Origin of the sequence: Paenibacillus hexagrammi (assembly GCF_021513275.1) — a bacterium.
Taxonomy (GTDB): Bacteria; Bacillota; Bacilli; order Paenibacillales; family NBRC-103111; genus Paenibacillus_E; species Paenibacillus_E hexagrammi.
The window spans coordinates 6,389,639-6,408,510 of sequence record NZ_CP090978.1 but is presented as its reverse complement, the minus strand read 5'-3'; the positions used below and the strand labels follow the sequence as shown (position 1 = coordinate 6,408,510).

General features: G+C 50.2%; 11 protein-coding genes, 3 pseudogenes and 1 riboswitch. Of the genes and pseudogenes, 2 read left to right on the top strand and 12 right to left on the bottom strand.

Annotation, left to right across the window (positions count from 1 at the left end; translation table 11 throughout):
* Nucleotides 1–549 precede the first annotated feature (549 nt).
* The 3 genes from L0M14_RS29410 to L0M14_RS29400 form a co-directional block, all read right to left on the bottom strand.
* Entirely contained in the window at nucleotides 550–2,127 is a 1,578-nt protein-coding gene (locus L0M14_RS29410; protein ID WP_235119936.1) for a UDP-glucose--hexose-1-phosphate uridylyltransferase, read from the bottom strand.
* A gap of 102 nt (nucleotides 2,128–2,229) precedes the next feature.
* Nucleotides 2,230–3,219: a UDP-glucose 4-epimerase GalE gene (galE, locus tag L0M14_RS29405; RefSeq protein WP_235119935.1), complete on the bottom strand. Its 990-nt coding sequence runs from the start codon at nucleotides 3,217–3,219 to the stop codon at nucleotides 2,230–2,232.
* Nucleotides 3,220–4,401: a galactokinase gene (locus L0M14_RS29400; protein ID WP_235119934.1), complete on the bottom strand. Its 1,182-nt coding sequence runs from the start codon at nucleotides 4,399–4,401 to the stop codon at nucleotides 3,220–3,222. It abuts the gene before it with no gap.
* A 207-nt stretch (nucleotides 4,402–4,608) separates the two neighbouring features.
* Here L0M14_RS29400 and L0M14_RS29395 point away from each other — a divergent pair, with 207 nt between their 5' ends.
* Nucleotides 4,609–5,466: an AraC family transcriptional regulator gene (locus L0M14_RS29395; protein ID WP_235119933.1), complete on the top strand. Its 858-nt coding sequence runs from the start codon at nucleotides 4,609–4,611 to the stop codon at nucleotides 5,464–5,466.
* A gap of 238 nt (nucleotides 5,467–5,704) precedes the next feature.
* Nucleotides 5,705–5,984 (top strand): annotated as a pseudogene (locus L0M14_RS32135) (chorismate mutase).
* Nucleotides 5,985–6,125: 141 nt separating this feature from the next.
* On the opposite strand, the pseudogene L0M14_RS29385 reads toward L0M14_RS32135, so the two are convergent.
* The 9 genes and pseudogenes from L0M14_RS29385 to L0M14_RS29345 all read right to left on the bottom strand — a co-directional run bounded on the left by L0M14_RS29385 (nucleotide 6,126) and on the right by L0M14_RS29345 (nucleotide 18,853).
* Nucleotides 6,126–7,110 (bottom strand): annotated as a pseudogene (locus tag L0M14_RS29385) (ABC transporter permease).
* Nucleotide 7,111: 1 nt separating this feature from the next.
* A complete protein-coding gene (locus tag L0M14_RS29380; RefSeq protein ID WP_235119931.1) occupies nucleotides 7,112–8,191 on the bottom strand; it encodes an ABC transporter permease in 1,080 nt (359 codons plus the stop codon).
* Nucleotides 8,184–9,731, bottom strand: coding sequence for an ABC transporter ATP-binding protein (locus L0M14_RS29375; protein ID WP_235119930.1), 1,548 nt, complete (start codon nucleotides 9,729–9,731; stop codon nucleotides 8,184–8,186). Before L0M14_RS29375 ends, L0M14_RS29380 begins: the two co-directional genes overlap by 8 nt.
* A gap of 120 nt (nucleotides 9,732–9,851) precedes the next feature.
* Nucleotides 9,852–10,919 carry a BMP family lipoprotein gene (locus L0M14_RS29370; RefSeq protein WP_235119929.1) on the bottom strand — a complete coding sequence of 356 codons (1,068 nt, stop codon included), beginning with the start codon at nucleotides 10,917–10,919 and terminating at the stop codon, nucleotides 9,852–9,854.
* Between the two features lie 281 nt (nucleotides 10,920–11,200).
* Nucleotides 11,201–12,865: a putative bifunctional diguanylate cyclase/phosphodiesterase gene (locus L0M14_RS29365; protein ID WP_235119928.1), complete on the bottom strand. Its 1,665-nt coding sequence runs from the start codon at nucleotides 12,863–12,865 to the stop codon at nucleotides 11,201–11,203.
* A gap of 84 nt (nucleotides 12,866–12,949) precedes the next feature.
* A riboswitch (cyclic di-GMP riboswitch) is annotated at nucleotides 12,950–13,036 on the bottom strand.
* Between the two features lie 71 nt (nucleotides 13,037–13,107).
* Nucleotides 13,108–14,363 (bottom strand): annotated as a pseudogene (gene ilvA / locus L0M14_RS29360) (threonine ammonia-lyase IlvA).
* A gap of 210 nt (nucleotides 14,364–14,573) precedes the next feature.
* Nucleotides 14,574–16,925, bottom strand: coding sequence for an S-layer homology domain-containing protein (locus L0M14_RS29355; RefSeq protein ID WP_235119927.1), 2,352 nt, complete (start codon nucleotides 16,923–16,925; stop codon nucleotides 14,574–14,576).
* Nucleotides 16,926–17,121: 196 nt separating this feature from the next.
* Nucleotides 17,122–17,721, bottom strand: coding sequence for a response regulator transcription factor (locus tag L0M14_RS29350; RefSeq protein ID WP_235119926.1), 600 nt, complete (start codon nucleotides 17,719–17,721; stop codon nucleotides 17,122–17,124).
* Nucleotides 17,645–18,853 carry a sensor histidine kinase gene (locus L0M14_RS29345; protein ID WP_235119925.1) on the bottom strand — a complete coding sequence of 403 codons (1,209 nt, stop codon included), beginning with the start codon at nucleotides 18,851–18,853 and terminating at the stop codon, nucleotides 17,645–17,647. Before L0M14_RS29345 ends, L0M14_RS29350 begins: the two co-directional genes overlap by 77 nt.
* Between the last annotated feature and the right edge of the window lie 19 nt (nucleotides 18,854–18,872).

The window sequence follows — 18,872 nt, the reverse complement described above, 5'->3', positions numbered from 1 at the left end:
CTCACCTCCTTTCGAAGGGAAACCATGCCCACCCAAGATTCAATTGTACTTTACCATTCTACCATATCATTCCAATATTAAATAGAACTTTTGTTCGTATTTATCTTTATACAATCTCTTGTCGGAATTTCCTATAAAGTTGTTGTTGCGAACTTCGTAAGACCCGTCCACCTTATGTATTCCGTGAAGTGATTACACTATCCTACATTCGCTTAATGCCGCCCCAAGTGTCTAAAGCTATATTCTCCTAGTTTATTAATACCTCCATTTTGAAGAGACAGATATAATAAAGGGCTCCACATATTAGACATGTACAATATGTAGAGCCCTTTATGTTTTACCAAATTATATTTATTCCTTAAATGAGTGTTTATATAACTGCCCATTAGGCGTCTGTTACCAGACTACAACTGTATTTTCCCAGTCTAAACCTTTAGCTTTAAGACATCGATTTAAATTCCTTCTACCACCCAAGCAAATGGGACCACGCCAAAAAAACCAACCCACCGCCAATAAAGCGGTTCAGGTTGGTTCTTAATCATGCTGCGATTAGTTTTCTTCAAAACCAGCCGAAGCCAGGAATCGGCGGAAGGCCTGCTGGCCGGCTTCCGTGCGCTTGAACACACCGGCGTCCAGAAGGACTTCCAGGAACTTGGCGCCGACTTCCTCCTGCAGCGCAGCGTCAGCCGCTGCGGCTGTCATCGCTGATCCGTGCTTCGCGATCAGCGTCTCAATCCACGCTGCATGCTTATGCAGCGGATGCTCTGCGTCCTCGCGGATCTCGCGGCCGAGCTCGGCTTCGCCGGCGAGGAGCTGCGCAATCTGCGCCAGCTCTTGCTGCAGGCGGCCCGGCAGCACCGCCAGCCCCATGACCTCAATCAAGCCGATGTTCTCCTTCTTGATGTGGTGCAAGTGCTGATGCGGATGGAAGATGCCATCCGGATGCTCGCTGCTGGTGCGGTTGTTGCGCAGCACCAGGTCCAGCTCGTACTCGCCCCTTGCGTTGTTGCGGGCGATCGGTGTTATCGTGTTATGCGGGATCTGCTGTCCGTCCTTCTTGCTGAAGGCCAGGACGTCCGCTTCCGCATCGCTGTAAGCACGCCAGTCGTCCAGCAGCTTGCTGGCCAGCTTTTGCAGCGTTTGCTTGTTGTGGCTGCTTAGACGAATGACCGTCATCGGCCACTTCACGATGGCCGCTTTCACGTTCGGGAAGCCGCCGTGCGTGAATACCGCTTCGCTCGGCGCCTTTTCCATCGGAAATTGATGACGTCCGCCCTGGAAGTGGTCATGGTTCAGAATGGAACCGCCGACGATCGGCAGGTCGGCATTCGAACCGATAAAGTAATGCGGGAACTGATCGATGAAATCAAGCAGACGCTGGAAGGTCTGTGCCGTTGTCTTCATCGGAATATGCTTCTCATGGAAAATGATGCTGTGCTCGTTGTAATACACATACGGCGAGTACTGGAAGTACCAGTTCTCTTCATCGAGCCGCAGTGGAATCACACGCAGGTTCTGTCTGGCCGGGTGATCTACACGTCCTGCATAGCCGAGGTTGTCGGCGCACAGCAGGCACTTCGGGTAGCTGCTTTGCGGCAGCGTCTTGAGCAGTGCAATTTCTTTTGGATCTTTTTCCGGCTTGGACAGATTGACCGTAATTTCCAAATCGCCGTATTCCGTTCCTGCGAGCCAGTACGCATTCTTACGGATGCGATCCATGCGGATATAGTTCGAGTCAATCGACATTTTATAAAAAAAGTCCGTCGCCGCTTCCACGTTCTGAAGCTTGGCCGTATTCCAGAACTGATGTACAACCTCGGATGGACGAGGCAGCAGCAGTCCCATGATTTTGGCGTCCAGTAAATCGCGGTACGTCGTAATATTGTCCTCCAGAAGGCCTGCCTCATAGGCATCATCGAGCAGAAGCTCCAGCAGCTCTACAGGGCTTTCCAGCTGCTCAGCAGGCACTTCGCCGGCATACGGCTCAGCAAGACCGAACAGGTCCAGCAGCGCGTTCCGTGATGTGTAGACATCCAGCGCTTCTATCAGCCCTTGCTGTCTGGCGAACTGCAATAGCCTCTCGATGGTAAGAGCCGCGCGAGGCGGCGTTTGTCCGTTGCGTTCCATATGTTCCTTACCTCTCTTCCGATAACTCTAAGTTGAACGTGTGAATGGCGGCTTACAGCCGGTATATTTATCGTTATAGCCGCCGGGGCAGCTTACATCTGCTTATTTATCGTTATAGCCGTCAGGACGGCTTTGATGCCAATTCCACGCGCTCTCAATGATCGCTTCCAGCGAATCGCGAGTTGGCTTCCAGCCAAGCTCCGCTCTGGCCCGCTCGGAAGAAGCGATCAGCACGGCCGGGTCGCCTGCACGGCGAGGCTCAACCACCGCAGGAATCGCATGCCCCGTTACCTTGCGGGCAATGTCGACAACTTCTTTAACCGAGAACCCTTTACCGTTACCCAGGTTGTAAATGGCGCTATCCGCACCTTGACGGAGCTTCTCAACAGCAAGCACATGCGCGCTAGCCAGATCGCTGACATGGATGTAGTCGCGGATGCAAGTGCCGTCTTCCGTCGTATAGTCATCACCGAAGATCGAAATGTGCGGTCTTTGACCCAGAGCCACTTGAAGGATAATCGGAATGAGATGCGTTTCCGGGCTGTGATCTTCACCGATTTTACCGCTGGCATGAGCACCGGCCGCATTGAAGTAGCGCAGCGACACGTATTTGATACCGTGAGCTGTATCGAACCACTTCATCATTTTTTCCATCGCAAGCTTTGTTTCCCCATACGTATTCGTCGGCAGGGTCCGATCCGTCTCCAGAATCGGGATGTTCTCCGGTTCTCCGTAGGTAGCCGCCGTGGAGGAGAAGACGATTTTTTTCACGTCGTATTGATTCATTTTCTCCAGCAGGCAGAGCGTTCCGTACACATTGTTGTGGTAGTACTTCGCTGGATTCGTCATGCTCTCGCCCACCAAAGAATTAGCTGCGAAGTGAATGATCGCATCGATTGAATTTTCTGAGAACACCGTATCCAAAAACTCGCCGTCGCGCAAATCCCCTACATACAGCTTACCGCCTAGAACCGCTTCGCGGTGACCCTGCTGCAGATTATCTACAACAACGACCTCTTCTCCTCTAGCAAGAAGCTCCGCTACCGTATGGGAACCGATATATCCGGCTCCACCCGTTACCAAAATCGCCATTTACAACGCCTCCCCGACTTGTTCGACCCCGTTACCGATATCACATACATAGAAGCTTGGAACCAGACCTGTTTGCTCTGTATATTCTTTGCCTACTTGATCGATGAATGTCTGTACGCTATCTTCATGCACCAACGATACGGTACATCCGCCAAAGCCCGCGCCTGTCATCCGCGCTCCGAGCACACCTGGAACCTTCAGCGCCGCAGCAACCATGGCATCGAGCTCCGCTCCGGTTACTTCATATAGATCGCGGAGGGAATCGTGGGAGCCGATCATCAGCTTGCCGAATGCCTCCAGGTTGTTTGCCTTCAGCACCTCGATCGATTGCAGAACGCGGTCGATTTCTTCCACAACGTGCTGCGCTCTGCGGCGTACCGTTTCATCCGTAATTAGATGCTTGTATTCATTGAACTGAGCCAGCGAAATTTGTCCAAGAAGCGTGATGTCCGGGAACTGCTTTTGCAGATCGACTACCGCTTGCTCGCATTGGCTTCTTCTCTCGTTATAGGCGGAATCCACCAGACCTCTGCGTTTGTTGGTGTTTCCGATCACCAGCTTGTAGCTGCCGCTTTGGAATGGAACATGGCTGTACTCCAGCGTATCGCACATCAGCAGAATGGCATGATCCTTCTTGCCGTTAGCGACAGCGAACTGATCCATGATGCCGCAGTTAACGCCGACGAACTGATTCTCTGTTTTTTGCGCAAGAAGCGCGATCTTCACGGTATCTGTAGGGTAACCTTCCAGTGTCATAAGCCCGTATGCCGTTACCACTTCGATGGATGCGGAGGAAGAGAGGCCTGCACCGTTCGGGATTTCCCCGTGGAACAACAGATCGTAACCCTTGGTCACAGGGAAGCCTTCCAGCTGTAGGTGGCGCACAATGCCTTTCGGATAGTTGATCCAGTCGTCCTCTTCGGTGTATGCAATGTCCGCTATGGAAATTTGTTTGCGCAGCTTCATATTGGTGGAGGCAAAGCCGATGCTCTGGTCTTCTCTCGGACGTGCCAGCATCGTAGTTCCGAACGTAAGCGCCGCCGGGAATACATAGCCGCCGTTGTAGTCGGTATGCTCACCGATCAAGTTCACCCTGCCAGGCGCATGAAATGCCGCAATCGGAGCTGCGGATTCGCCGTAAATTTCTAGAAATTTTTGTTTGAGTGCTTGTAAGTCTGCCATGATGGCACCGCCTTTGTATGAGAATGAAATGCATGTATTCGTCTGTTTGTACTTTCAGTATAAGAGATCGAGCCCCTATTTACTATGGAGCGATGTTATCTCTACATGGAAAAATGTGATTTTTACACCGGTGATGTTCGGTGCCGTTTATGATAAAGTAAGCATGTGGAGATTTCATCAAGTTGCAAAAGAAAGGGAAGCAAAGCCATGACCAAGCCTGACAGCTACTACGTCGTATCTAACCCTCTTTCTGCGCATGACAGCGAGCTGACGGTGCTTTTTACAGGTGAGAGCCAAACGAAGCCTGAGCATCGGCTGGGACCGAAGGTATATGACTATTACCTTGTTCATTATGTCATCTCAGGGAAGGGCGTATTTACCTGCCAGGGCGTCGAGCATGCGCTTGGTGCAGGAGACAGCTTCATCATTGAACCCGAGCAGTTAATCAGCTATGTATCCGATTCTGATGACCCTTGGCATTACTGCTGGCTTGCATTCACAGGATCCAAAGCAGCTCCGCTAGTTGCGGACAGCGGTGTGAATCCGGCATATCCGATTATTCGCATGCGACGAAGCCGGCATATCCCGGTTCTTTTTCATCAGATTCGCCATGCCTTCCGCGCACGGAAAGCGAATGCCCAGCTCAAGGCAGCCGGCTATCTGCTGCTGCTGTTCGCTGATTATTGCGATAGCCTGTCATCTGGCTCCGCCTCTTCAGCTGTCAGCGACGCGGAAGGCGACCGCATTGTGCAGCAGGCTATCCACTACTTGTCCACCCAGTATGCGGAGCCGATCACGATCGAGCTGATGGCGGAAAGCCTCGGATATAATCGCGCCTATTTATCCCGATTGTTCAAGCGGCACACCAAGGTGACACCCGTGACCTTCCTGCTGAAGCTGCGGATTGATAAAGCCCGGCTGCTGCTGCGTGAGCGCGAGGAGCTGACCGTCGAGCAGATTGCCTCCTCTGTGGGCTTTCACGACCCTTTGTATTTTTCCAAGCAGTTTCGCCGCTGGTACGGCATGTCGCCAACGGAATACCGAAACCAAATGAAACACCTGTAATAGCGTTCGGCACATACTTTATCCATGTTTAATTTACCATAGTCTTCCAAACAACTAAAGCTGACAACCTTAACAATTCTAGCTCAGGCAGTTCCGTTTCAATTGTCAGCAAGAGACAGGATGGACTCCGTAGTTATCAGATCCTCCTAGCTGCGAAATGAACAATTTGAACTTCGCTTGGCGACTTTTATAGTATACTAGTGAAAACATCATTGACCGCGAATGGAGGCACAAAGCTATGACCACGGATCTACATTCACTTCGGGAAGAGATCGACCGGATTGATCAAGAGATTATTTCATTACTGGCCCGAAGATTCCAATGCACCGAGCAGTCGGCTTGTATAAAAAGAGCACCAGCTAGGCGCCCAGGATACCGCTAGAGAGTCTGAGCAATTTATGAAAATCCGCAAGCTAGCTGAAGAAAAAGGCTTGAATCCCGACTATGCCGTACATATATACCGCTGCATGATCGACGTCGTCATCTCCCGCCACCGGGAGCTGCAGCAAATCGGTTAGCAACGGCTCTGGTTGACGACCGTCATGGCGACGCCACACCCGCACGTTGGGGGGGAGCTTCCCGCGGCAAGAAATCAATAATAAAAAAACATGCATCCCATCGGCAGGTTACCCTACCGTCAAGATGCATGTTTTTTTGTTTTACCGCTTACCCGGATCGTACGGCTCGCCCAGCGCAGACGGCGCTTTCGCGCGTCCTACCGCCCCAGCAAGCACAAGAATAGTCAGCACATACGGCAGCATGAACAAGAATTCTTGCGGGATTGCTTTCGAGAAATCGAACAGCTGCAAGAAGTTGTTCAGCGCTTGCGCCATACCGAAAAATACGGCTGCGCCTAAAGCCCCCACCGGATGCCACTTACCGAAGATCATGGCTGCCATCGCAATAAAGCCTTGTCCGGAGATTGTATTATGCGAGAAGTTACTGGTTGTAGTGAGCGTAATCGTCGCTCCGCCCAGTCCTGCCAAAGCACCGCTGATCAGTACGGCCATATAACGGATACGCTTCACCTTGATCCCTACGGTATCGGCTGCGCTCGGATGCTCGCCCACAGAACGCAGGCGAAGACCGAATGGCGTTTTAAACAACACATAGTACGTGACCGCAACCAGTATCAGTGCGAGATAGGTAGTTGGATACGCATTGAACAGCGCATAACCGAGATAAGGAATTTGGGATAACCCCGGAATGGCCACTTTACTGAACACATCGTTCAGCGTCTCCGTCTGCCCCGCTCCTTCGAACAAGATTTTCACCAAGTATACGGTCGCGCCTGCAGCCAGAAAGTTAATGACAACCCCGCTGATGACTTGATCTGCTTTGAAGGTAATGGAGGCTACCGCGTGGATCAAAGCAAAGATAAGAGCAAAGGCCACCGCCGCCACCAGTCCAATCCAAGGTGACCAAGCTCCAAGCCCGGCTTCCTCCGCATAATAAGAGCCGACAGCCGACGCGAATGCTCCGGAGACCATCAACCCTTCAATGCCGATATTGACCACTCCGGACCGTTCGGAGAAAATGCCCCCGAGCGCCCCGGAAAATAAGTGCTGTCGAGAACACAAGAGTAGTGTTGATCAGCTCACTGCCTTTGGAAAGGGTCGCATCCAATATCGATAGAAAACTCATGTTACAACGCCCTCTCTTTCTTGCGTTTGGCATAGAACGGAAGCAGGACCCATCTCACAATCCCTTGTGTAGCGACGAAGAAGATCACGGATCCGATCACGATTCGAATAATTTCCGGCGGAACATCCGCACCGAAGCTCATCCCGGCCGAGCCATAGGTCAATCCGCCGAACAGCGCGGCGCCTAGGATAATGCCCCAGGGATTGTTCGCTCCAAGCAGCGAGACCGCAATGCCGTCAAAGCCGTAGCCCGGCGATGCCGCAGCCACCACCTGATAATGGAACACGCCGAGAATTTCAAATACGCCGGCCAGTCCGGCAAAAATACCGCTGATAAACATCGCCTTCACGATGTTGCGACTCACATCCATGCCCGCATACTGCGCTGCGTGGATGTTGTAGCCTACGGCGCGCAGCTCGTAGCCCATTTTTGTTTTCCACAGAATGATATAGAAAACAACGGCCGCAAGCACGGCGACTACAGTCCCCCAGTGAAGCCGGGCATTATCCATCAATGCGGATAGCGAGTCGAGGCTCAGAGAGGCGGTATCCTGAATCATATAAGAACGCTGCTGCTTCGGCTCAAGCAGGAACGTGTTCACGATGTAGTTGGACAAGAAAAGCGCGATCCAATTGAGCATGATCGTCGTGATGACCTCATTCACGCCGCGCTTCGCCTTGAGATATCCGGCAATCGCCCCCCACAGTCCTCCCATCAGCGCTCCTACAATCACAGCAAGCGGAGCATGGATGATCCATGGCAGGCTGTGGATTTTGACACCAATCAGCGTTGCGCCTGTCATCCCCATGATGACCTGGCCCTCAGCGCCGATGTTGAACAACCCCGTACGGAATGCAAATGCAACAGATAGCCCGGTAAAAATAAGCGGTGTCAGTGCGCGAATCGCCTCGCCAATATCATAAGCGCTGCCGAACATCCGCTCAAATAGCGCCGCATAAGCATCAATAGGATTATAGCCCCCGACCAGCATGACAAGCGCGCCGAATAGAAGACCAAGCAGGATAGCTACCAACGGCGTGATGAGCGAGTCAGCCGAAAACACTTTTATAGCTTTATTCATGTGTAGCTCCCTTCTTCACGCTGTTCACGCTGCTGCCCGCCATCAAGAGCCCGATCTCCTGATCGTTCGTCTCGCCAGGCAGTACCTCACCTACAATACGCCCCTCGTAGATGACCGCAATGCGATCGGATACGTTCATGATTTCATCCAGCTCAAAGGAAATGAGCAGGACCGCTTTCCCCTTGTCCCGCTGCTCAATCAACTGACGGTGCACGAATTCGATTGCTCCCACGTCAAGTCCGCGAGTAGGCTGAGCTGCGATGAGCAGGCTCGGATTCTTATGTATTTCCCTGGCAATAATCGCTTTCTGCTGATTACCGCCAGATAGAGAACGCGCTTTGTTATAGATGGACGGCGTACGCACATCAAACTTTTGAATTAACGCCTCGGCATGTTTGTCAATTGCTTTGTAGTCCAGCAAACCGCTTCGGTTGAATTCAGGATGGAAATACGTCTCAAGCACCATATTCTCACTCATGGTAAAATCAAGCACCAAACCATGCTTATGACGATCCTCCGGAATATGGGACAAACCCGCCTCCGAAATCGTTCTGGCAGACAGTCCTGTGATGTCTTTGCCCTCCAGCAGCACTTGCCCACCATCTACCGGACGCAGGCCTGTCAGGGCTTCGATCAGCTCGCTTTGTCCGTTCCCGTCCACACCTGCGATACCGAGGATCTCCCCGGCGCGCACTTCAAAGCTAAGCCCTTTCAAAGCCGCAAGACCCTGCTGATTACGGGCTGTAAGTTCCCGCACCTGAAGGACTGGAGCTTCAGGCTTCGCTTCCTTCTTATCTACCTTAAAGGAGACGTCGCGTCCTACCATCTTCTCCGCCAAAATTTGCGGATTCGCCGATGCACAGGCGAGCGTATCAATGACCTTGCCTCTACGAATAATTGTGACCGTATCGGCGATCTCCATAATCTCCTTGAGCTTATGGGTAATCAGAATGATCGATTTGCCCTCTTTCACCAGGTTCCGCATAATCTCAATCAGCTCACTGATCTCCAGCGGCGTTAAGACCGCGGTAGGCTCGTCAAAAATCAAAATATCCGCTCCGCGATAGAGCGTTTTCAAAATTTCTACGCGCTGCTGCATACCGACGGATATATCCTCGATTTTCGCTTTGGGATCTACTTTCAAGCCATACTGCTCGGATAATCTGCCTACCTTCTCCTGAGCAGTTCGGTAGTCCACACGCATGCCCTTCTTCGGCTCCATACCCAGAACAATATTCTCTGTTACGGTAAAAGGCTGCACCAACTTAAAATGCTGATGCACCATGCCGATTCCAAGCTCAATCGCCCGATTCGGACTGTCGATCCGCACCTCTTTGCCCTGCACCTTGATCGTACCCTCGTCAGGCTGATAGAGACCAAACAAAATATTCATTAGCGTTGATTTCCCTGCGCCGTTCTCCCCTAGCAGAGCATGAATCTCTCCCTTACGCAGTTGGAGACTGATGGAATCGTTGGCGACGATACCGGGAAATCTTTTTGTAATATGGGATAGCTCAACCACAGGGGCTGCTGTACTCATGTAATCACCCTACTGAGTTATTTGAATAACGGAACCTCATAATGACCCTTAGAACTAAAGAACAAGGCCAGTTTTGCAACCAGCCTTGCTAGTAAGTATCGATCTGCCGCTAACCGTTCTTTATTGTTCAGGAACTTTAATTTCGCCGCTGATGATTTTGTTTTTATACTCTTCGACTTTAGCCAAAATTTCAGGAGTTACGTTCTTCTTGGACGTTTCAGGCAATCCCACACCATTATCCTTCAAACCAAGGACTACCACTTTACCGCCTTGGAATTTATTGTCGATGACATCCTTGGACACTCTCTCAACCGCTTCATCTACACGCTTCATCATGGAAGTCAGCGTGATATCGTCGCCGAACTCAAGCGACTGATCTTTATCTACACCGATAACCCACAATTTTTGACCAGCCTTGAAGCGGTCTTTCGCCTCATTGAATACACCGTTACCCGTTGAACCGGATGCGTGGAAGATGATATCTGCGCCATCGTTGAAGATCGTTGCTGCCGCAGCTTTACCAAGGTCCGGCTTATCGAATGCTCCCGTGTAGATCGCCTGGATCTTCGCGTCAGGATTCACCGCCGCAACCCCTGCCTTGAAGCCTGCATCAAAGCGTTTGATAACCGGAATGTCCACGCCGCCGACAAAACCGATTTTGTTCGTTTTTGTCGTCAAGCCTGCTACAACACCAACCAGGAACGCACCTTCATTCTCAGAGAATGTTACGGATTCTACGTTAGGAGCTTCCACAACGTTATCGATGATCGCAAATTTGGAATCTGGATTTTGGGTAGCTACGGTTTTCAGTGAATCTCCCATTAAGAATCCGATTCCCCAAGTCAAGTCATACTTATCTTTAACAAATGTATTCAAGTTGGGAGTATAATCAGAGTCGCTTTTGCTTTCCAGGTTTTTCACTTTAACGCCTGTGTCTTTTTCCAGCTTCTTAAGGCCTTCCCACGCGCTTTGGTTAAAGGATTTGTCGTTCACTCCGCCAATATCGGTAACCATACCGATCTTCAAGTTAGCCGCCTTCGCAGAGCCAGGAGTGGCAGATGCCGCTGCGCTAGCAGCAGGAGCCTGAGATGCACCGCCTGTGTTCGTTTCCGGTTTCTTGCCGCAGCCCGATACAACCATAGCTGACACGGTGACAGCCATTAAAGCAGTAGTAAGCATTCTTTTCATTAGTTCGTACCCCCAACGATAATTTTAAAAACACTTCCATGGAATTCCAGTATGTAGTATGACCTTCACGCCGCAAAATATGTAGCCCGCTTCGAGTACGAGTGTATCACTATTTTCTATGTCAGGGAAGCTCCCATTGTCAGCCATACACACAATTCGTATCGTCACACAAGGTAACACTGGGGTTTTGTCATCAGCTACAATTTGGAATTCATGTCCGACTTCAAATTATACAACCGGAGGTCAATAATTGTCTATAGGACACTTTCAAAAGTGTCCTATCAACTGATTTTCTCTTTCAGCAGCCGGGTAAATTCGGCAGAATCGAGCGGACTGCTGAACCATTTCCCTTGTGCTTCCGCGCAGCGAATGATCTGAAGATGCTCAAGCTGCTCTTTCGTTTCTACGCCTTTGGCGATCAAGTTCAACTGCAGCCTTTGCGCCATCGTAACGATCGCTTCGGCAAGCTCTTGATTGTCTCCATTCTCAGGGAGGCCTTTGATCAGCGTGCTATCAAGCTTCACACTATCAGCGGGGATGTAGGTGCCGCCGGTTCTTGTAAACAAGCCGGTGCACATGTCGTCCATAGCAATCCGGAATCCCAATGCTTTCAGAATCCTCAGCTTCTCCCCAACCTCTTGAAGGCTCGATGCTGCAATGCCCTCCGCCATATCAAGCTCAATCCATGAAGCATCCAGCCCGGTTGCCTTCAATATATCCGTCATTACATCGAGAAATTGTCCATCTTTAAACTGAGATGCCGTGACCCCTACCGTGAGACGAAGAGGCGGATAACCCGCATCGCGCCAGCTCTTAGCCTGCAGACAGGCCGTCCAGATGGCCCAGCGGCCAATGGGAATCATGAGCCCGCATTCCTCCGCTAGACGCATCCACTCACTAGGGGCGGCAGCAATCTGTTCTGATTTATTCCAATGAATAACTGCTTCCATCCCAATTAGCCGTCCACTGGCTACTTCATACTGCGGTTGATAGCGCAAATCGAATTCTTTACGTTCAAGCGCTTCGGTCAGTTCTTTCTCCAACCGCGCTTTGCTCGCCACCATACTATCGATATCCGCCGCATAGAATTGATAACGCGTATCTTTCTTCTGCTTAGCCCCATACATGGCCTCGTCCGCGCGGATCATCAGCTTCTCTGGAGTATCACCATCCAAGGGATACAGTGCGATTCCCATGCTTGCCGTAACTTCGAACGAATGCCCCTCCAGCAGAAAAGGCTGTTCGAGCGCTTTCTGAATGCGGGCTGCGACATGTCTTACATCCTCGGGCTTTGTAATGAAAGGCAGCAAAATAGTGAACTCATCTCCACCCTGCCGATAGACGGTATCGTCGCCTCTCAGGCAATGAAGCAGCCGCTCCCCCGCCTGACGAATCAGCAGATCGCCATACGCATGTCCCATGGTATCATTAATATCTTTAAATCGGTTCAAATCCAGAAAAATAACGGCTACCAGCTGCTGATGCCTCTTGGCATGAAGCAAATACTGCTCCAGGCGGTCTTCGAACAGCCGGCGATTGGGCAATCCGGTCAGTGCATCATGATTCGCAATATACTCCATCTGCGAGCTGTGTGCTTTATAGTATTCGCGAGCCGTCAGCAACCGGCGAATGCTGTAAGCCAGCACCGTACAAATCACCGTGTGCAAGCATAAGCTGACCAACTGCACGGGTACCGCCAGCAAGGCTGCTGCAACGAAACATGCAGCTGCTCCGCTTGCAAAGAGAACCGCAGCCAGCTTCTTCCTCACCAGCAGCGCCGAACAAATGAAGACGGAGAAAAGTACTCCCGGCAGCATGCCGTTTGCTTGCACGGAAACCGTGCTGAGCAGATTCACGGTAAGGAGAGCAACGCAGATCAAGCAAATATATTCCCAAGCGTAACGCCTGCTAGGGACATGCTCTTTTAAGACAGGACGACTACTCACACTTATATCCTCCTCCAATCAAAAAAAAGGCTATTCCATCAAATGGAATAGCCGCAGGAAGTATCATGAAATAAGATGCTTCTTCTCGGTAGCCCAGCTGCCATTGTCATCCACGACATTAGGCCTGTAGCTTTGCGTCCTTGCCTTTCGGCAAGTTTGCCTTTTTCGAAAATATGAATGCTTTATATAGGACTAATTTACTATACCATAATTCCCCAATTTTAGCCAATAGTATCAACGTGTCAAATCAGCAGATTAAACAGCTTCGGATCTTTATTGATCTCCATATACCCATAATCCTTGCGGGCAAGCCGCTCGATTAAACCATGGTAATCGTCTTTATTCTTGAGTTCGATTCCGACCAGTGCAGGCGCATCGTCTCTGTTATTCTTCTTCGTGTACTCAAATCGGGTAATATCGTCCGTCGGTCCGAGCACTTCCTCCAGAAACTCGCGAAGCGCTCCCGCACGTTGAGGAAAGTTCAAGATAAAGTAGTGTTTGAGACCCTCGTAAATCAACGATCGCTCTTTAATTTGCTGCATCCGGTCAATGTCGTTATTGCCTCCGCTAATAATGCATACCACGTTTTTACCGCGGATTTGTTCACGATAGGCGTCAAGAGCAGCTACAGGAAGTGCACCGGCTGGCTCGATCACAATCGCATTGTTGTTGTAGAGCTCCAGAATGGTCGTACATTCCTTCCCTGCTGGAACTACGACAATATCCTCGAGCAAATCCCGGCAGATCTCAAAGGTTAGCTGGCCTACCTGCTTGACCGCCGCCCCATCCACAAACTTATCAATGGAAGACAACGTGATGACCTCTCCCATTCGAATCGCTTCGGACATGCTCTCTGCGCCTTCCGGCTCAACGCCGATGATGCGCGTCTGGGGAGATACGCTTTCAGCGTAAGCGGCAACCCCGGCAGCAAGTCCGCCGCCGCCAATGGTCGCAAATATATAATCAGGCGTCTCCGCCATCTGGTTAAGGATTTCCAAGCCTACGGTACCTTGACCGGCAATCGTCCGAACATCATCAAACGGATGAATGAATACCTTATTCTCTCTCACGCAGTACTCCTTAGCTTGTGCGGAGGAATCATCAAAGCTGTCGCCGGTAAGAATGACTTCTACAAAGGAGCCCCCGAACAGCTTCACCTGCGAAATCTTCTGGCGAGGGGTTGTTGTGGGCATGAAGATCTTGCCTTCAATGCCAAGCTGCTTGCAGGAATACGCCACCCCTTGAGCATGGTTGCCAGCGCTCGCGCATACGACGCCAGCCGCTCGTTCCTCGGGAGACAGGCTTTGAATCACATTGTAGGCGCCGCGAATTTTAAACGAGCGGACCACCTGCAAATCTTCTCTTTTAAAAACACATTACATTCATATAGATTGGATAAAAGCTCATTGCGCTGCAATGGCGAAGGTTCGAACACCCTGCTAAGCACATGATTCGCTTTAATAATATCTTCCAACCCTACTTTTCCATGAACAGCCACGCGCTTCTACTCCTTTACCATCACTTTTTCAATTCACATGTAGACCCTATTGTATCATATCGGCAGGCCGCCGTCGCTACCTGCAAAAGTTAACATAACTAGATGAATCTATGAAAATAAGGTGCTCTCCGACTCATCCTGAGCAGGGCTCAACACAAAGAAAAAAGAAGAGCACGCCGACACTCCGGCATCCTCTTCTCGCTCTAATTACTAGTACATACGTGGGCTATCCTGCAAATCGGAACGCTTCTGCAAGTAGCGGTAGAAGGCCACCGCCGCTTGCGCCTTGGTCACTTCCTGGTCCGGTCCGAAGCTTCCATCGTTCAGAGACATGATATCCAGTCCGACTACGATGGCTACTTCGCCGACGTTCTTCAGCTGCGCTTTATCCGCAAAATCTTGATTGAACACTTTCTCATACTTCGTCAATGTCTTATAGCCAAGGGCTTTGACAATCAGCTGCGCCATGTCCTCGCGAGTCATCTTGGCATCCGGATTAAACTCGGTTCCCGGATCCAGCAGACCGCGATCGACCGCATTCTCAACATAGGCGAAATATTTGGAGCCATTGGCTACATCTTTGAACGATGCGGCACGGTCCATCGAGTAGTAAATACCATGATTGCCGCCGTTCATCGCGATAACGAGCATTTTGACCATTTCACCGCGCGTAATGGCTTGGTCAGGGTTCACTTTTCCGTCTTTGACGTCCAAAGCACGATAGTCGAGCATGAGCTGCAGCTCATTTTTAGCCCAGTGGTTGTCGATATCATCCACTTTCACACGGTCCAGCGTGATGACTTCGCCTGAAGACGCACTTAGCCACTCTCCGCTCTGAGCATTAAACATGTAGGATTCCTGCGTATATTTAGGCACCAACGAGTAAACAAGCTTGGCTTCGATTTTTGCATTCGTGTCTGCGGAAGGAGCTGGAATCGTCTCGCCTGCCGCCTTCATCAGGTTGTACTTGGCTAATGGAATAGCGATTGGTCCACCATGGGACGTCACGTAATTCAGTACAATGTCATACTGCGACAGCAGCGTTTCTTTGGCCTTGTCGACCGCGATTACTTCCGGCTTCTGCTTCGGGTACTCCATATTGCTGAAAGAGGAATAATAGTTCATCACGCTTCCGTCCGTACGGTCTACACTGACAGTAACAGTCTCGTTGTTGGCGATCACACCGTCAATTACGCGTTCAAAGGTAATATCCCAATTGCGCATAAACTTCAGCTGATCTTCCGTCATACCTTCCGCTGAAGGCGTAACGAGAACCAGTTGATCGGTATACGCAGGCATTTCTTTCTTCACCAATTCAACCGCAGTCTCGGTTGCCTTCTCCAAGGAAACCTTAGCGTCTACCGGCTTAGAGGAATCATTGGTATAGGATACGTATCGGTTAAAATTCTGGATTTCTCCCGTCTTGCTGTTGATCGAGGCCCAAGCACCTTCGCCGCCTCTTTTTCCTGCAGGGTCATCATCTGTGGCAAGATTCCAGTTAAGGTTCCAGCTGGAGGTCGTCTCACCGGTGTCAGGATTTGTGTATTCGTTATAGGACGCATCCTGCAGCTGATAGCTGGATGGGATTTGGAAGGCATCCGTTACTCGCTTAACGGCCTCATCCTTGCTCAAATTCAGATCGGGAGCCGGTTGTTCGGATAGCGGCTTGTCAGTGAGCGGCTTCTTCGTTGCTGCAGCGCCGCCGTTATCGATGTAGCCGTCATTCCATAGCTCCCCTTTAGCAGCATCAAGGACAAACGGATTCAATTGATACGTAATGATCGGTTTCTTTTGGCCCGGAGCATTATATGGAATTTGATACAGCAAAGAGATGTTCGCCTTGTCTTTGAAGGTATCCGCAATCTTATCCTTATCAATTGGTGTTATGCCCTTCTCAAACTCAACCTCATCATCCCAATTGTAGTTGTAGCTCGTCACCTGGCCATCACCATTAACCATAACATTAACGCCATTCTGCATAAACGGAACGCCGTCTACCGAACGATCGAACCGAATATTGTATTGGTAATTGCCATCAAGAGGCGTCCGGAATGAGTTCTCTTCCATCTGGTTATACAAAAGCTCTTGCTGTTTACCTGGCAGCACCTTCTCGATCCAGGCAGACGCAATCGCTTTCGCTCCTGTGAAATCTACCTTAGGCGGATAGCTCGGCTTATGGTCCGGATCGCTATCGTTCATGTTGTAGCCGGTCAGCGTCCCGTCCATGCCGTTAATCGTCACATTGATATTGCCGTAGTATTGATCCTTAACTTTCTTGGAAAAATTCAAGTTCCATGCCGGAACGTTATGTCCATTCATCATGTAATACGAGTTGAGATTGGCCGATTGGAGGGTGTACCCTTCCGGAATGGTTATATAGGTCTTGGCAAGTTCGAGGGCTTTATCTTTGGTAATTGTCGGTTCCAAGTCTGCATTGGTCTTGGCTGGAAGCGTCACTACCTTACTTGCCGCCACGGGGGTGCTTGCCCATACTTGCGGAGCTGCCGTAAGCAGCAAAGCTGATGCAATCGCTACTGTTCCTACTTGTTTGAATAATTTCAAATCCATCTTCCTCCTCTACGAATTTGGCTCGGCCATCCCATGCCTTGGCGATGATCTTGAGCAGTTCTACACCCTAAACGTAAGCAATTGGAAAAAGGTTGCTGAACATGCTGAGAGAAATGGAGATAAATAAAAAAAGCCTTTAACAGGAGCCGCGCGGGCATTCTGTTACAGACCTCGAAAGAAGAGTCTACGCTTATCTGAACCATCCCTTATCTTTAAAACGCTTAATCGCCTCGATCCGGTTACTCACATCGAGCTTTTCCAGGATGACCGAAATGTAATTTCGAACTGTACCTGTCGTAATGTATAACTCGCTGGCGATTTCCTTTGTATTTTTGCCGTCAGCCATCAGAACGAGGACCTCATTCTCCCGATCCGTAAGCGGATTGGATTGACCGAACACATCATCCACCAGCTCCGGTGCATAGATACGCCTTCCCGTCATGACGCTGCGAATGGAAGCAGCCAGCTCCTCACTTGGGCTGTCTTTAAGCAAATAACCGTTAACTCCCGCCTTCACCGCACGTTCGAAATAACCGGGCCGGGCGAAGGTCGTCAGAATGATGACCTTGCAGCCGCTTCCCTTGAGCTCCTCTGCAGCTTCCAGGCCGCTCTTCCCCGGCATTTCGATGTCCATAATACAAATATCGGGTTTATGCAGCGAAACTAATTGGAGGGCATCTTCGCCGTTATTGGCTCTTCCTACAACCGTGATATCACCCTCCAACTCCAACAAGGCAGATAGCGCTCCCAGCAGCATTTTCTGGTCTTCCGCAATGACAACCCGTATCATTGGCCGTCCCCCTTTCCGGTCGTTTGTAAGAATTAGGCACCCTCATGATCACCGCCGTCCCTTGATCGGAGACGATATCTAGACTGCCATTTACAAATTCAAGCCGCTCTTTCATTCCTCGTATGCCGCTTCCTCTCATACAGCTATCCGTATCCACGATACCAATACCATCATCTCTAACCGTGACGACAGTCTCGTTCCGGACAGGTTCGATAACCAGGGAGCAGGACTGGGCGCCACTGTGCTTCACCACATTATTAACCGCTTCCTTGATGCACATGCTGATTACATTCTCATCGATTAGCGAGGTGTTCGTCAGCTTGGAGTCCCCCGTCATGTTGAATTCAATTTGTGCTGCCTTCAGGATCTGCCTGATGCGGTACAGCTCATCCTCCAGCTTCGTCCCGCGCATTTGCGTGACCATCTCACGAACTTCCTTGAGCGCGGTACGTGCTGTTTGATGGACATCCTTCATTTCAACAGCGGCCTGTTTCGGATTTTTAATGATTAATTTACCGGCCAACTCACTCTTCAGTCCGATTAATGAGAGCTTCTGTCCTAGTGTATCATGCAGATCGCGGGCAATCCTTTGCCGCTCTTCCAGTTTTACCAGCTCCGAAATGCGTTTATTCGCATCTTCCAGCTGTCCTTGCAGCCTAAACTCTTTATTCTTGTTATATGTGCTAATAGGCAGTAAAACAACCGCAATAAGACTAAGGAACACAAACGGAAGCTGTTGAAAGAAGACGGGATTTTGCACAACAAATCCATAATTAACCGTAGCGAACGTACTAATAATGTGAATCGTATATAATGTAAAAAATACCGCCCTGTTCCTCAGATTGCCAATAAAAAAGGCCAGGAATAACGAGAAATACACATAACCGAACTGCAAACTCATCGCACATGAGATCGCAATTTGCACACTCGTCCAAAAATAAACAAGCCACCCTTTGGATACAAAGGATAGCACGTAACAAATGAAGTACACGATGATCATCGAAATCCCGATGACAATCTCATGTGTAGACGAAGAGCGGAAGATAAAATAGAACGGGAGAATGTAGAAGACCACCCACACGTATGGACTTAGCCCCGTATTTTTGCGCGACACTTGACTCCAATTTTGCATAGATGCCCTCCTCTCCCCC